This window comes from Listeria immobilis (assembly GCF_014322845.1).
GTDB classification, from domain to species: domain Bacteria; phylum Bacillota; class Bacilli; order Lactobacillales; family Listeriaceae; genus Listeria; species Listeria immobilis.
Window position 1 is genome coordinate 50214 of sequence record NZ_JAASUA010000007.1, and the last position, 15845, is coordinate 66058.

18 protein-coding genes are annotated in these 15845 nt (G+C 37.6%); all 18 read left to right on the forward strand.

Translation table 11 applies throughout. From position 1 onward, the window contains the following. The first annotated feature begins 53 nt into the window (after positions 1 to 53). Positions 54 to 629 carry a thymidine kinase gene (locus HCJ45_RS10175; RefSeq protein WP_185345764.1) on the forward strand — a complete coding sequence of 192 codons (576 nt, stop codon included), beginning with the start codon at positions 54 to 56 and terminating at the stop codon, positions 627 to 629. A 22-nt stretch (positions 630 to 651) separates the two neighbouring features. After that, positions 652 to 1728 (forward strand): peptide chain release factor 1, encoded by a 1077-nt coding sequence (gene prfA / locus HCJ45_RS10180; protein ID WP_187124728.1) that lies wholly within the window; start codon positions 652 to 654, stop codon positions 1726 to 1728. After that, on the forward strand, positions 1715 to 2566 hold the full coding sequence (gene prmC / locus HCJ45_RS10185; RefSeq protein ID WP_187124729.1) for a peptide chain release factor N(5)-glutamine methyltransferase: 852 nt from the start codon (positions 1715 to 1717) through the stop codon (positions 2564 to 2566). The genes prfA and prmC overlap by 14 nt, the downstream gene beginning before the upstream one ends. A gap of 300 nt (positions 2567 to 2866) precedes the next feature. Further along, positions 2867 to 3904 (forward strand): L-threonylcarbamoyladenylate synthase, encoded by a 1038-nt coding sequence (locus HCJ45_RS10190; protein WP_185345758.1) that lies wholly within the window; start codon positions 2867 to 2869, stop codon positions 3902 to 3904. Further along, positions 3901 to 4308 carry a low molecular weight protein arginine phosphatase gene (locus tag HCJ45_RS10195; RefSeq protein WP_187124730.1) on the forward strand — a complete coding sequence of 136 codons (408 nt, stop codon included), beginning with the start codon at positions 3901 to 3903 and terminating at the stop codon, positions 4306 to 4308. Before HCJ45_RS10190 ends, HCJ45_RS10195 begins: the two co-directional genes overlap by 4 nt. A 135-nt stretch (positions 4309 to 4443) precedes the next feature. After that, positions 4444 to 5685 (forward strand): serine hydroxymethyltransferase, encoded by a 1242-nt coding sequence (gene glyA / locus HCJ45_RS10200; protein ID WP_185345755.1) that lies wholly within the window; start codon positions 4444 to 4446, stop codon positions 5683 to 5685. A gap of 139 nt (positions 5686 to 5824) precedes the next feature. Beyond that, on the forward strand, positions 5825 to 6454 hold the full coding sequence (gene upp / locus HCJ45_RS10205; protein ID WP_003720854.1) for a uracil phosphoribosyltransferase: 630 nt from the start codon (positions 5825 to 5827) through the stop codon (positions 6452 to 6454). Between the two features lie 122 nt (positions 6455 to 6576). Beyond that, entirely contained in the window at positions 6577 to 7719 is a 1143-nt protein-coding gene (gene wecB / locus HCJ45_RS10210; RefSeq protein ID WP_185398063.1) for a non-hydrolyzing UDP-N-acetylglucosamine 2-epimerase, read from the forward strand. 824 nt (positions 7720 to 8543) lie between these two features. Then, positions 8544 to 8942 (forward strand): ATP synthase subunit I, encoded by a 399-nt coding sequence (locus tag HCJ45_RS10215; RefSeq protein WP_185345827.1) that lies wholly within the window; start codon positions 8544 to 8546, stop codon positions 8940 to 8942. Positions 8943 to 8948: 6 nt separating this feature from the next. Continuing rightward, positions 8949 to 9665 carry a F0F1 ATP synthase subunit A gene (atpB, locus tag HCJ45_RS10220; RefSeq protein ID WP_187124731.1) on the forward strand — a complete coding sequence of 239 codons (717 nt, stop codon included), beginning with the start codon at positions 8949 to 8951 and terminating at the stop codon, positions 9663 to 9665. 72 nt (positions 9666 to 9737) lie between these two features. Continuing rightward, on the forward strand, positions 9738 to 9956 hold the full coding sequence (gene atpE, locus HCJ45_RS10225) for a F0F1 ATP synthase subunit C (protein WP_003732517.1): 219 nt from the start codon (positions 9738 to 9740) through the stop codon (positions 9954 to 9956). An 84-nt stretch (positions 9957 to 10040) separates the two neighbouring features. Next, the gene (atpF, locus tag HCJ45_RS10230) at positions 10041 to 10553 is read left to right on the forward strand and encodes a F0F1 ATP synthase subunit B (protein WP_185345748.1); all 513 of its coding nucleotides are present in this window, start codon (positions 10041 to 10043) and stop codon (positions 10551 to 10553) included. Beyond that, complete coding sequence (locus tag HCJ45_RS10235; protein WP_185345746.1) at positions 10550 to 11089, forward strand: F0F1 ATP synthase subunit delta; 540 nt, start codon at positions 10550 to 10552, stop codon at positions 11087 to 11089. The genes atpF and HCJ45_RS10235 overlap by 4 nt, the downstream gene beginning before the upstream one ends. A 26-nt stretch (positions 11090 to 11115) precedes the next feature. Next, positions 11116 to 12630, forward strand: coding sequence for a F0F1 ATP synthase subunit alpha (gene atpA / locus HCJ45_RS10240; RefSeq protein ID WP_185345744.1), 1515 nt, complete (start codon positions 11116 to 11118; stop codon positions 12628 to 12630). Positions 12631 to 12667: 37 nt separating this feature from the next. Beyond that, positions 12668 to 13540, forward strand: coding sequence for a F0F1 ATP synthase subunit gamma (locus HCJ45_RS10245; protein ID WP_185345742.1), 873 nt, complete (start codon positions 12668 to 12670; stop codon positions 13538 to 13540). Between the two features lie 60 nt (positions 13541 to 13600). After that, entirely contained in the window at positions 13601 to 15022 is a 1422-nt protein-coding gene (gene atpD / locus HCJ45_RS10250; protein WP_185380738.1) for a F0F1 ATP synthase subunit beta, read from the forward strand. Between the two features lie 21 nt (positions 15023 to 15043). Further along, positions 15044 to 15448, forward strand: a complete 405-nt coding sequence (locus HCJ45_RS10255) for a F0F1 ATP synthase subunit epsilon (protein WP_185345738.1) — start codon at positions 15044 to 15046, stop codon at positions 15446 to 15448. A gap of 127 nt (positions 15449 to 15575) precedes the next feature. Then, the gene (locus HCJ45_RS10260; RefSeq protein ID WP_185345736.1) at positions 15576 to 15812 is read left to right on the forward strand and encodes a DUF1146 family protein; all 237 of its coding nucleotides are present in this window, start codon (positions 15576 to 15578) and stop codon (positions 15810 to 15812) included. Positions 15813 to 15845: the final 33 nt, after the last annotated feature.

Sequence of the window (15845 nt, forward strand, 5' to 3'; positions counted from 1 at the left end):
CAGCTCTATGATAAAATAGGAAAAGAGTTTAAAAAGTAAAAGGGAGCGGTCCTATGGCACAGTTATTTTTCCGTTATGGTTCCATGAATAGTGGAAAAACCATTGAAATTCTAAAAGTCGCACATAATTATGAAGAGCAAAATAAATCAGTTGTCATCTTTACTTCTGGAATTGATGACAGGGACCAAGTTGGCTTTATTTCTAGTCGAATTGGATTAAAACGTGAAGCAACACCTATTTTTAGTGATACTAATATTTATGAAATTGTTGCCGACATCACACCTAAACCAAGCTGTGTTTTGCTAGATGAATCACAGTTTTTAGAAAAAGAGCATGTATTTCAGCTAGCAAAAATTGTAGATGATTTAAATATTCCTGTCATTGCTTACGGCTTGAAAAATGATTTTCGAAATGAACTTTTTGAAGGCTCGAAGTATTTGTTGTTATATGCAGATAAATTAGAAGAAATGAAAACGATTTGCTGGTTTTGTGCCAAAAAAGCAACAATGGTACTTCGTGTTGATGATAAAGGCAAACCAGTTTATACAGGCGAACAAATTATGATTGGCGGAAATGATCATTATTATCCAGTGTGTCGTAAATGCCACGCACATCCACCAATAAAATAACTTAAAGAGGTGTTTTAAAAAAATGTATGATCGATTACAAGCGGTGGAAGACCGTTACGATGAATTAAACGAACTATTAAGCGATCCTGATGTAGTATCAGATCCGAAGCGACTACGCGATTTATCCAAAGAACAATCCGGAATTACAGCAACTGTGGAAACATATCGTGAGTATAAAAGTGTAACAGAGCAAATTGAAGAAACAAAAGAACTATTAAGTGAAAAATTAGATGATGAAATGCGAGAAATGGCAAAAGAAGAATTTGCTGAACTTCAAAAAGAGAAAGTGGATTTGGAAGAACGACTGAAACTACTTCTTGTTCCAAAAGATCCTAATGATGACAAAAATGTTATTCTAGAAATTCGCGGAGCAGCTGGTGGTGATGAAGCAGCATTATTTGCGGGTGATTTATTCCGAATGTACAGCAAATATGCTGAATCGCGCGGTTGGAAAGTAGAAATAATGGATGCTAACCCAACAGGTATTGGTGGTTACAAAGAAATTATCGCCATGATGAATGGGAATGATGCTTTTTCTCGTATGAAGTATGAAAATGGAGCTCACCGTGTGCAACGTGTGCCAGAAACCGAATCAGGCGGACGAATCCACACATCTACAGCTACTGTAGCTATTTTACCAGAAGCGGAAGAAGTAGAAATTGAATTACATGATAAAGACATTCGAACGGATACATTTGCTTCCACTGGTGCGGGGGGACAAAGCGTTAATACAACCATGTCGGCGGTGCGTTTAACCCATATTCCAACCGGGATTGTTGTTTCTATGCAAGATGAACGTTCACAGCTGAAAAATAAAGATAAAGCAATGAAAGTCTTACGCGCGCGTGTTTATGATAAATTCGAACGAGAAGCAAGAGAAGAATATGATGCTAACCGTAAATCAGCAGTTGGAACAGGAGATCGCTCGGAACGTATTCGCACATATAATTACCCACAAAATCGTGTAACAGACCACCGCATTGGTTTAACTATTCAAAAACTGGACCAAATTATGGAAGGCAAACTCGATGAAATTATAGATGCGCTTATCATGGAAGATCAAACAAGTAAGCTGGAACATTTAAATGACGCAAATTAGTCAGTTATTAAAAAATGCAGAAACAATTCTTCTCGAAAAAGGATTAGACCAAAACGCAGCTGAAATTTTACTCGAAACAAGAATGGGGCTTTCTCGCTCGGAGCTTTGGCAGGAATTTAACCGAGAGCTTGAGGCAAATCATGAAAAACAATTTCAAGAGGATTTTCAACGATATTTAGATGGAGAGCCAGTGCAATATATCTTAAAAACAGCGCCCTTCTATGGCTACGATTTTTTAGTGACAGAAGATGTACTAATTCCTCGCCCGGAAACAGAGGAATTAGTTGCTTGTGCAGAAGCCTTTTTAAAAAAGAAGCCTTTGCCAGCAGTATTAGATGTTTGTACAGGTAGTGGAATCATTGCGATTGCGTTAAAAAAAGCATTTCCTAGTATAGCGATAACTGCTGCGGATATTTCAGCTTCAGCACTTGCCATAGCGAAAAAGAATGCCCTACTATTGAATGCAGATGTATGTTTTGTGGAAACAGATTTATTAGAAGCGTTCATACAAAATGGCGAGCAATTCGACATGATTTTAGCCAATCCACCATATATTTCGGAAGCCGAAAAAGAAACAATGTCAGATTATGTGTTAAAAAACGAACCAGCACTTGCTCTTTTTGCAGAAAATGAGGGACTTGCAATCTATGAACGTTTTGTAGAGGAGCTAAAGTTTGTCTTAAAACCTTCTTTTTGGGTGGGGGTAGAAATAGGTTATACACAAGGCGAAAAAGTAAAACAGCTATTCCAAAAAAGTTATCCACAATCCACTGTTGTTATCCACAAAGATATTAATTCTAAAGATCGTTATGTAACTTGCTCAAATATACTGGTATAAAGGCGTTTCTAAAAATAGAGCGTCTTTTTTATTTTAAGTTATCCACAAAACTGTGGACAAAATGTTGTGCAAAAAATTTTTTTAATCAAATCTTAATAAAAAAAATGGCTTTTTTACTTATCTGAACGAATTATCCACAATTCACAATAAGTTATCCCCATTGACAAAGTTATTATCCACAGTTTGGGGATAACTCTTGTTTAAAATCAACCAAATACAAAAAATAAAAAACAATGCTGTAAAAATAAACAAGAAAACGTTAAAATATAGTAGAAGTTATGTAAAGGGGACTGGAATTTAATGCAAACTATCCATTGGAAAATAAACAAGCAACAATCAAATAAACCAGTTTATGAAAAAGCGGCTAAACTGCTACAAAATGGTGAGTGTGTAGCCTTTCCAACTGAAACGGTATATGGTTTAGGAGCAGATGCGACGAATCAGGCAGCGATAAAAAAAATATATATGGCAAAGGGACGTCCTTCTGATAACCCACTTATTGTCCACATTGCTAGTCGCGAGCAGATGGATATTTTTGTAGCAAGTTATCCACAAAAAGCCATGCAACTAATGGAAAATTTCTGGCCAGGCCCGTTAACAGTTATTCTCCCTTTAAAAAAAGATACCTTAGCGAGCAATGTTTCGGCCGGTTTATCCACAGTAGGAGTGCGGATGCCTGAACATCCTGTAAGTTTGGCATTAATTAAAGAAGCTGGCATCCCAGTTGCTGCCCCAAGCGCTAATCGTTCAGGTAAACCAAGTCCAACCACTGCAAGTCATGTTATAGAAGATTTAGATGGAGAAATTGCCGGAATTATTGATGGGGGCGAAACAGGAGTAGGTGTAGAATCTACTGTAATTGATTGTTCGGCAGAAATTCCTGTAATACTTCGACCAGGCGGTATTACTAAAGAGCAAATTGAGCAAATTATTGGTCCAGTCGAATTAGCGACCAATGATACAAAAGAAACAGAAAAACCAAAAGCACCAGGCATGAAATACACACATTACGCCCCTAAAGCACCAGTTTATTTAATTGAAGGTTCAAAAGAATTTTGGCAAAAGGAAATAAATAAAGCAGAAGCTGCCCATAAAAAAATAGGAATATTAGCGACCGAAGAACTTATCGAAGGATTAACTACAAATGCAATTATCCAATCAACGGGAAGTATTAGTTCAATGGCAGAAATTGCTAACCAACTTTACAAAGGACTACGAGCGTTTGATCACGTGGAAGTTGATATGATTTTTGCAGAAGTCTATCCTGAAACAGAATTAGGAGCTGCAGTAATGAATCGTTTAGAAAAAGCAGCTGGAAATCGGAGGATTAGCGAATGAATATTTTATTTGTATGCACTGGAAACACATGCAGAAGCCCTCTAGCTGAAAAAATTTTAAAGGAAATAAGACCAGATTTAGAAGTTCGTTCAGCGGGAACTCATGCAATAACTGGAGCTGCGATTTCTGAAAACTCACGAGAAATTCTTGAACAAATGAGTTTAGATACAAGCCACCAAGCTAAAAATATTGATCAAACAGATATTAACTGGGCGGATGAAATTTATGTTATGACAACAACTCATTTGCAAGAACTAAAAAATCACTTTCCAAAAGCAAAAGATAAAATCAAACTTATCTCACTGGATGAAACAGATATTCCTGATCCATATGGCGGATCTATCGAGCAGTATGAAATAACCTATTATGAGCTAAAAAGTGCAATTTCCGAACGTTTTTTATAAGTGAAGCGCTTCACTATCGGATTTTGCGTTTTTTTATTCCAAAATGCTTGCTTTTCTAGGGATTTTAAGTAATTATTAGAGTTAATACATAACAGTTCACTTAAAAAATTTATCAGAAAAGGATGGGGTCCACAGATGGTCTATTTACAAAGGCAAGATAAGGAAGTTTTTGATGCAATTAAGTTAGAACTTGGTAGACAACGTGAAAATATCGAATTAATCGCATCTGAGAATTTTGTTAGTGAGCAAGTAATGGAAGCAATGGGTTCTGTATTAACGAATAAATATGCAGAAGGCTATCCAGGAAAACGTTATTACGGCGGATGTGAATTTGTTGATATTGTGGAGGATCTAGCACGAGACCGGGCGAAAAAAATATTTGGTGCTGAATACGCTAATGTTCAACCTCACTCAGGTGCTCAAGCGAATATGGCAGTTTACCATGCTGTGCTCGAACCAGGCGATACGGTTCTTGGTATGAACCTTTCACATGGTGGTCATTTAACTCATGGTAGCCCTGTGAATTTTAGTGGTGTTTTATACAATTTTGTTGAATATGGCGTTCGTGAAGATACGAAACAAATTGATTATGACATTGTTCGTGAAGCAGCTCTAAAACATCAACCGAAAATGATTGTTGCTGGGGCAAGTGCATATCCGCGTAGCATTGATTTTGCGAAATTCCGTGAAATTGCTGATGAAGTAGGCGCGTATTTAATGGTTGATATGGCGCATATTGCTGGTCTTGTTGCAGCAGGCCTACATCAAAATCCAGTTCCTTATGCAGATTTTACAACGACCACCACACATAAAACGCTTCGTGGACCTCGTGGCGGAATGATTTTAGCCAAAGCAGAATGGGAAACAAAATTAAATAAATCCATTTTCCCAGGAATTCAAGGTGGCCCGCTAATGCACGTTATTGCAGCAAAAGCAGTTGCATTTGGCGAAGCGCTACAACCTGAATTTACGACTTATTGTGAACAAATTATTCGCAACTCGAAAAAATTAGCTGAAACTTTAGAAGCGAACAATGTTCCTGTTTTAACTGGTGGATCGGACAATCATTTATTACTAATTGATTTAAAACCACTTGGTATAACAGGAAAAGCAGCTGAAAAAGTGCTAGATGAAGTTGGTATTACTGTTAATAAAAATACAATTCCATTTGAAACAGAAAGTCCATTTGTGACTAGTGGTATTCGTGTAGGTGTTGCCGCTGTTACTACGCGAGGCTTTGATGAAGTTGCTATTGAAAAAGTTGGCGTGTTGATTTCAGAAGTGCTTCATAATTTAGAAGACGAAGAAGTTTTAGCTAGCGTAAAAGCACGTGTAATCACTTTAACAAATGAATATCCGCTTTATCCAAGTTTATAAAATAAGTAATCCGGTTTTTTCTATAAATACTAGAGAAAACCGGTTTTTTTCGTGTGGGACAAATTAATCCTTGCACTTGTGTCCTGTTCTGATACAATAAGAGAAGGAAATTTTCAATATCAAAGGAGCGAACGAATCGATGGCAAATGTACATGTTATAAATCATCCGTTAGTACAGCACAAACTAACAATTATTCGAGATAAAAATACTGGAACAAAAGCATTCCGCGAACTTGTAGATGAAGTCGCAACACTGATGGCTTATGAAATCACACGTGATATGGAATTAGAAGATACTCAAGTAGAAACACCACTACAAACAACGACAGCAAAAACACTTACGGGTAAAAAACTTGGTGTTGTGCCAATTCTTAGAGCGGGACTTGGAATGCAAGATGGTATTTTAAAACTAATCCCAGCTGCAAAAGTAGGGCATGTTGGTCTTTATCGTGATCATGATACACTTGAACCAGTAGAATATTTTGTGAAATTACCTTCTGACGTAGAAGAACGCCTTTTCATCGTTGTAGACCCAATGCTTGCAACAGGCGGATCTGCAATCATGGCAATTGACTGCTTGAAAAAACGTGGTGCTCGCAATATGAAATTTATGTGTCTAGTAGCTGCTCCTGAAGGTGTTAAAGCTCTTCAAGAAGCACACCCAGACGTAGAAATTTATGTAGCTGGCTTAGATGAGAAGCTAGACGAGAATGGTTATATCCGTCCAGGCTTAGGAGATGCTGGCGATAGATTATTTGGAACTAAATAATTAACAATCTCCTCGATTTAGCGAGATAAGGAATTTGCGAACAGTATTACTTTTAAATAAGTAGGCTGAAAAATTTTTTGTCATGCTATTTCAGAGGAGTTTTTTTATGAGGAGGATGACGTTTGGCTAAGATTAAAGTGATGAGTATTTTTGGAACAAGACCTGAAGCAATTAAGATGGCGCCGCTTGTTTTAGCATTAGAAAAAGAGCCAGAAACATTTGAATCTACAGTAGTCATTACAGCGCAGCATCGAGAAATGTTAGACCAAGTGCTTAAAATTTTCCAAATAACACCGGATATTGATTTAGACATTATGAAAAAAGGCCAGACACTTGCAGAAATTACTTCCCGTGTAATGAATGGAATTAATGAAGTCATTATTGCTGAAAACCCGGATATCGTTTTAGTTCATGGTGATACAACCACTAGTTTTGCTGCGGGTCTTGCTGCATTTTATCAACAAAAAACACTGGGACATGTGGAAGCAGGACTTAGAACATGGAATAAATATTCGCCATTTCCAGAAGAGATGAATCGAGAGCTAACAGGAGTTCTGGCGGATTTACATTTTTCCCCGACAATTCAGGCGAAAGAAAATTTGATAGCAGAAGGGAAAAATGCAGATAATATTTTTGTCACTGGAAATACAGCGATTGATGCGCTAAAAACAACAGTTCAAAAAGATTATCACCATCCAATTTTAGAAAAGTTAGGAACTAATCGTTTAATTCTAATGACTGCCCATCGCAGGGAAAATCTTGGCGAACCAATGCAAGGGATGTTTGAAGCAGTGCGAGAGATTGTAGAGAGCCGTGAAGATGTAGAGCTTGTCTACCCAATGCATTTAAACCCAGCAGTGCGAGAGAAAGCAATCAAAATTCTAGGCGGCCATGAGCGGATTCATCTAATTGAGCCGTTAGATGCGATTGATTTTCATAATTTCTTACGGAAGGCTTATCTTGTATTTACTGATTCAGGTGGGGTACAGGAAGAGGCTCCAGGGATGGGCGTGCCAGTATTAGTGTTACGTGATACGACGGAGCGGCCAGAAGGAATTGAAGCTGGAACGCTTAAACTAGTTGGGACACAAAAAGAAACACTAATAAAAGAAGCATTAGACTTACTTGATAATAAGGAACATCATGACGAAATGGCAAAAGCAGCCAATCCATATGGCGATGGAAATGCAGCTAAGCGGATTCTTGAAGCTATCAAAAGTCAATTTAACGAAACAGAAAGACCTGCCGATTTTATTAGAAAATAATCAAAGAAAACTAGGCTTAAAAAGTCTAGTTTTTCCTTTCACTAGAATGAAAGCGCCTTATTGTTACAGATATGTTACACGCTCGATTTTCGCTAGTTCTTTTATATTACATGTGATAAGATGGACAATGTTATTAATATAAGAGCCCAAAAAATAGCTTTTTGGAAGCATAGGGATAGAAAACTGCTCTCAGTATTCATTACAATCCCGCCGGCGCGAGGTTTACGCTGACTGAATTGGAATCTATACGGGCGGTAGATATCAAAATGCATCTCGCTTCTTGTGAGATTCAGCTGTTTTTTCCGTTCTTTTTCTTGGGAAAAGAACTTTCGGTCGCGAAATTTGCGAATAATCGTATCGAATTCTTTTACCAATAATGGTAGAAGTTTTTTTATTTGTGCGAGAAAGAAAGGCTTGGTTGTTTTTGTGAATTATCACACGAACAATCCGTTCATTTCCTCAATGATTACGGAGGTGTTGATTGCTGTTAAATGGACAAAAAAATTTCTGGTGGAGCAATCTAAGAAACGAATAAAATCTGAAATTAAAAAAACGCAGAAAAAGGGTGCTATTCTTTTATGAATTAGCCGTGTTGTGGTACTATTAGTATTAGATATACGCACTATTTGTGAAAGTGTATTGACTTTTCTCTTTTGGCTGTTGTATGCTAAGAACTGACACGCTGATAAGGCTTTCATGTGTGTTTGGGATTGGAGTAGATTAGGGGGAATGTGTCTAATTTCACAAACCGAACTTACTCCTTTGAGATTTCAGATTGGTTACTTGGATTAAAAATCTTTTTAAAAGAAAGGATTGCGCCCCGAATGTTAGAATCGCTAATTGGCATGTATCATCGTCATCAAAAGTATATGGTTCTTTTTATTGGAGTTTGTCTTTGCGGATGGTTTTTAACCCCTTATATACATATTTTTCTTGGACTTAAGCTGGGATTAATCGTCGGCTGGTTTAATTACTGGCTATTAATGCGAAGAACACAATCAATGACTAGAGCTTTGGCTGAAAACCGTTCATTTTATGGTATGGGAATGACAGTCAGAATGGGAAGTGTGCTATTTGCTACAATTATAGCGACGCAACTGCCGGAATATTTTCATGTTTATAGCATGGTAATCGGACTCGGGCTTGCATATGCCATTATTTTTCTAGATTTTTTTGTGTATTCCATGTACCGCAGAAAAAAGTTTTTACAAAGAGAGGGGTGAACCTAATTGGAAGAGGAATTTCCAACGATAAGCCTATTAGGAATCGACTTTAATCTATCAAATATATTGATGATTACTGTGACTTGTATCATTGTTCTCCTAATAGCCATTATCTGTACCAGGAATCTGCAACGGCGTCCTACCGGAAAGCAGAACTTCATTGAATGGGTTATGGATTTTGTCAGAGGTATTATCAATAGTAATATGGATTGGAAAACCGGTGGGAGATTCCATGTGCTAGGTATTACGCTATTGATGTTTGTCTTTGTAGCTAATATGCTAGGACTACCATTCCAAATCGCAATAAACGATGAAGTATGGTGGCGTTCACCTACAGCAGATCCAATTGTCACATTAACACTTGCGATAATGGTTCTTGGCTTGACGCATTACTATGGTATAAAAATGCGTGGCTTTAAGCATTACTTTGTTGGTACTTATTTGAGTCCAATGAAATTTTTATTCCCACTTAAATTAGTAGAGGAATTTGCTAATACATTAACGCTTGGTTTACGTCTTTACGGTAACATTTTTGCTGGTGAAGTTTTGTTAACCATTATTGCTACTCAACTTGCACATATTAATATATTTGTAGGCGTGCTTGCGATAATTCCAGCGATTGTATGGCAAGGCTTCTCGCTCTTTATTGGGGCAATTCAAGCGTACATTTTCACTATGCTGACAATGGTTTACATGTCACATAAGGTAAGTGACGAACATTAAACTAACTTTCAATTAAGTCATTTATAAAAAGTATTAAAAAAATAATTTGGGAAAAATTAGGAGGATAATTATATGTCTTTAGGTGTTATTGCAGCTGCTATTGCTGTTGGATTAGGTGCATTAGGTGCGGGTATTGGTAATGGTCTTATCGTATCAAAAACTGTCGAGGGTGTTGCGCGTCAACCAGAAGCGCGTTCTATGCTTCAATCAATCATGTTCGTTGGTGTTGCATTAGTTGAGGCCCTTCCTATCATCGCTGTTGTTATTGCGTTCATGGTTCTTAATAAATAATTAGAGAAGTTGGGGAAGTATTACCCCATTTCTTTCTGTTGAACGAATAATTTAAGCGAATGGATAGAAAGGAGTGAAACTGGCGTGTTACAACCACATTTAGTAATTGGTTCCGCATTTACGTTTGGTGATGCATTCTTTACACTTTTTGCTTTCGCGATTTTGCTAGTTTTAATCCGAATTTATGCTTGGAAACCGCTTATGGGAATTATGAAAGAGCGTGAAGAGCATATTGGTTCTGAAATTGATGCGGCTGAAGAAAACCGTGCTCAAGCAGAAAAATTACTTGCTGAACAAAAAAGTGTTTTACAACAAGCTCGTGTTGAATCTCAAACTATGATTGAGAACGCAAAACAGCTTGGTGAAAAAGAACGTGAAGAAATTGTAAAAACTGCTAGACGTGAATCAGAACGTATAAAAGAAGAAGCAAAAACTGATATTGCACGTGAAAAAGAAGATGCTATTTCTGCGCTTCGTGAACAAGTCGGTTCATTATCTGTTCTTATTGCATCGAAAGTCATCGAAAAAAATCTGGATGAAAAAGAACAATCTAACCTTATCCAAGATTATATCGAAAGGCTAGGGGATGACAAATGAGTAAAGATTTGGAAGTTGCAGGTCGCTATGCCAATGCGCTTTTTCAAGTAGCACAAGATAAAGATTTAGTAGATGTTTTTTCCGATGAATTAAAGGAATTAAAATCGGCACTAAACGAAAACAAAGATTTTGTGAAATTACTTGAAAATCCTACTTTCACGACCGAGCAAAAGAAAAATCTTGCCAGCGTTGTTTTTGACACAATAAATCCAACTTTAAAAGATTTTATTTTTCTTTTAATTGACCGTAGCAGAGAAGATTATCTTTCTGTTATTGCGGATGTATATCAAAAACGCGTAAATGACTTGCGAGGAATTGCGGATGCAGATGTTTATTCTGTTGTTCCACTTTCTGAACAAGAACTTACGGCGCTCTCGAGAGTATTTGCTGCGAAAATGAACAAAACAAAATTAAACATTCAAAATCATATTGATAAATCCTTACTTGGAGGAGTCAAAGTGGTTATTGGAACCCGTATATATGATGACAGTCTAAAAACGAAATTAAAAGACATGGAACGGCAAATTAAAGCTTAGTTCCCGTTTAACGAGGGGTGAAATTAATGAGCATTAAGGCTGAAGAGATCAGCTCAATCATAAAACAGCAGATTGAAAATTATCATTCAGAACTAAAAGTGAGTGATGTTGGTACTGTAACCTATATTGGTGATGGTATTGCGCGTGCTCATGGACTCGATAATGCAATGGCTGGTGAATTGTTAGAGTTCTCAAATGGTGTTATGGGGATGGCCCAAAACTTAGAGACTAATGATGTTGGTATCATTATTTTAGGCCCTTACACTGAAATCCGTGAAGGCGATGAAGTTCGTCGTACCGGTAAAATCATGGAAGTTCCAGTTGGTGAAGCGCTTATTGGGCGTGTAGTTAACTCATTAGGTCAACCAGTTGATGGTTTAGGTCCAATTGAAACAACTGGAACTCGTCCGATTGAAGCAGTTGCGCCAGGAGTTATGCAACGTCAATCAGTTAACGAACCATTACAAACAGGTATTAAAGCAATTGATGCGCTTGTTCCAATTGGTCGTGGTCAACGTGAATTAATTATTGGTGACCGTCAAACTGGTAAAACTTCTGTTGCGATTGATACAATTTTAAACCAAGCTGACCAAGATATGATTTGTATCTATGTCGCAATTGGTCAAAAAGAATCTACCGTTCGTAATGCTGTAGAAACTTTACGTCAGCACGGTGCACTTGATTATACAATCGTTGTTACTGCTGCTGCGTCACAACCAGCGCCACTTTTATATTTGGCTCCTTATGCTGGTGTTGCTATGGCAGAAGAATTCATGTATAACGGCAAACATGTATTAGTTGTATATGATGATTTATCTAAACAAGCAGCAGCTTATCGTGAGCTGTCTCTATTACTTCGTCGTCCTCCAGGTCGTGAAGCATATCCAGGAGATGTTTTCTACTTGCATTCTCGTTTACTTGAACGTGCAGCTAAATTAAATGATAGTTTAGGTGGCGGATCCATCACAGCTCTTCCATTTGTAGAAACACAGGCTGGAGATATTTCAGCATATATTCCTACGAATGTTATTTCTATCACTGATGGTCAAATCTTCTTGCAATCTGATTTATTCTTCTCAGGTGTACGACCAGCTATCAACGCCGGTCTTTCAGTATCTCGTGTTGGTGGATCAGCGCAAATTAAAGCAATGAAAACTGTTGCCGGAACACTTCGTCTAGATCTTGCAGCGTTTCGTGAATTAGAATCATTTTCACAATTCGGTTCTGATTTAGATGCTGCTACTCGCGCGAAATTAGAACGTGGTAAACGTACAGTAGAAGTCTTAAAACAAGATTTACACAAACCTTTGAAAGTTGAAAAACAAGTATTAATCCTTTATGCGCTTGTTCATAAGTATCTGGATGATGTGCCAGTTCATGATGTACTGCGTTTTGAGTCTGAAATGAATACATGGTTTGATCATAATCACCCAGAGCTTTTGGAAGAAATTCGTACTACGAAAAAACTTCCGGATGAAGCAAAACTTGATGAAGCATTAAAAGAATTTAAAAATACATTTGTTCCTTCTGAAGAAATATAATTTAGATGCGGAATAAATTCAAAGGTGGTGAAAATCTTTGGCATCTTTAATCGATATTAAACAACGAATAACCTCTACTCGTAAAACAAGTCAAATTACAAAAGCTATGCAGATGGTTTCAGCAGCGAAACTGGGTCGTGCAGAATCAAACGCTCGTTCCTATGGGCCGTATGTTTCTAAAATTAAAGACGTAGTGACACATGTTGCTAGCACTGGTAACAGTAGTGATCATCCGATGCTTGTATCAAGACCGGTTCATCGCACGGGGTATATCGTTCTTACTTCTGATACAGGCCTTGCAGGTTCCTATAATAGTTCTGTAATTAAAGAGGTATTTCAAGAAATTAATGAAAAACATACTTCTAGTGATGAATATGCAATAATCACTGTAGGAAGATCCGCTCGTGATTTCTTTAAAGCGCGTCAAATGAATGTCGTTTTAGAAGTCCAAGGTGTAACGGATCATCCGGTATTTGCGGAAATTAAAGATATTGCTAGCAACACAGTTCAAATGTTTGAAGATGGTGTTTATGATGAGGTTTTCATTTATTATAATCACCATATCAATTCCATTTCTAGTGAACTGAGAAAAGAGCAATTATTACCACTAACAGAATTTCATGAAAAAGGTACAGAAGCGGATGTTGATTTAACTACATACGAATTTGAACCCTCTGAACAAGAAATCCTGGAAGTGTTATTGCCGCAATATGTGGAAAGCCTAATTTTCGGAGCACTTCTGGATGCCAAAGCCGCTGAACATGCCGCTCGTATGACTGCCATGAGAAGCGCGACAGATAATGCATCCGATTTAATCAGTGACTTATCACTACAATATAATCGTGCTCGCCAAGCAGCGATCACGCAAGAAATTACCGAAATCGTCGGAGGAGCAGCCGCGCTAGAATAAAAGTCGGCGTTTCTTCATACGTCCCTATAGATGGGAAGGTAAGTGAGGAGGAATAATTGCATGTCTAAAGGACAAGTAATCCAAGTTATGGGTCCAGTTGTAGACGTTAAATTCGAAGGTGGCAACTTACCTGAAATCTACAATGCCCTAGTTATTGAATATAAATCTGATGCAGAAGAAGCACCAACTAGCCAACTTACTTTAGAAGTAGCCATTCAATTAGGTGATGATGTTGTTCGTACAATTGCAATGGCATCAACAGATGGTGTTCAAAGAGGTATGGAAGTTATTGATACTGGAAGTCCAATTACGGTTCCAGTTGGTACAGTAACGCTTGGTCGTGTATTTAATGTATTAGGAAACACTATCGATTTGGATGAGCCACTTCCAAACGATATCAAACGTAATAAAATTCACCGTGAAGCGCCAACTTTCGACCAATTAGCAACAACTACTGAAATTCTTGAAACGGGAATTAAAGTAGTAGACTTGCTTGCCCCATATTTAAAAGGTGGTAAAATTGGTTTGTTCGGTGGAGCGGGTGTTGGTAAAACCGTTTTAATCCAAGAACTTATTCATAATATCGCACAAGAACATGGTGGTATCTCTGTGTTTGCTGGTGTTGGAGAACGTACTCGTGAAGGGAACGATCTTTACTTTGAAATGAAAGACTCTGGCGTAATTGAAAAAACTGCCATGGTATTTGGTCAAATGAATGAACCACCGGGCGCTCGTATGCGTGTAGCGTTAACAGGTCTAACAATTGCTGAATATTTTCGTGATGAAGAACACCAAGACGTACTTCTATTCATTGATAATATTTTCCGCTTTACTCAAGCTGGTTCAGAGGTATCGGCGTTACTTGGTCGTATGCCATCTGCGGTAGGTTATCAACCAACTCTGGCTACCGAAATGGGGCAATTGCAAGAACGTATTACTTCTACTAATGTTGGTTCTGTTACTTCTATCCAAGCGATTTATGTGCCAGCCGATGACTATACTGACCCGGCTCCGGCTACAACATTCGCCCATTTAGATGCAACAACTAACTTAGAACGTAAATTAACTGAGCAAGGTATTTATCCTGCGGTAGATCCGCTTGCTTCTACATCACGTGCTCTTTCTCCAGATATTGTTGGTGAAGAACACTATGCAGTAGCAACCGAAGTACAACGGTTATTACAACGTTATAAAGAACTACAAGATATCATTGCAATCCTAGGTATGGATGAATTATCTGATGAAGATAAGCAATCTGTTTCTCGTGCGCGTCGTGTGCAGTTCTTCTTATCGCAGAATTTCCACGTTGCAGAACAATTTACAGGACAAAAAGGTTCTTATGTTCCTGTTAAAGAAACGGTTAAAGGCTTTAAAGACTTACTAGCCGGAAAATACGACCATATTCCAGAAGATGCTTTCCGTTCAGTTGGACGCATTGAGGATGTTCTAGAAAAAGCAAAAGACATGGGCATTGAAGTCTGATAAAAACAGGAGGAAATACGTATGGGTTCATTAAAAGTTAGTATTGTTACTCCAGACGGCCCTGTTTATGAAGGCGTTGCTCAAATGGTTATAGCTCGAACAAAAGCAGGTGAACTCGGTATTTTACCTGGCCATGTTCCACTAGTTGCTCCACTTAAAATTGACGTAGTTCGTTTAAAAGTAGAGTCTGGTGAAGAATGGGTCGCTGTTGGTGGTGGCTTTATGGAAGTAAACGGTGAAGAAGTAAATATTCTAGCGGATACTGCTGAGCGTGAGCAAGATATTGATATCAATCGTGCTGAAAAAGCCAAAGAACGCGCAGAAGCAGAACTTAGCCGAGCAAAAGAACAAAAAGTGGATGAAGTAATGGCTCGTCTTGCATTACAAAGAGCTATCAATAGAATCCATGCAAAAGAACATAATTAAATATAAAGTTACTTCCTGGTATTTAATATCAGGGAGTTTTTTTTATAAACTTATAAGTGCATTAGCTGTTTTTTCTAACCAGTATTTGTTAAAATGAGTAATAGCAAAATATGAGGAGCGAACAGAAGTGTATAATATTATTATGGAATCACCGTATATCATTATCATCTCACATTTACTATTTATAGTGATTACTTTTTGGGCATTACAAGCAATTAATTATGAAAAATTCATAAAGAAAAACCATGTAACACAAGCAAGACTACTGTTTGTTATTATCTCGATAGTACTTGGTTATACATTAAGCAGTTTCTTCTTAGATTATTTAGGAGCTTCTAAACAATTGCTTAATTTTATTGGGTAAAAAGTGGATATAGTAGCAAAAAATTAATAGAAC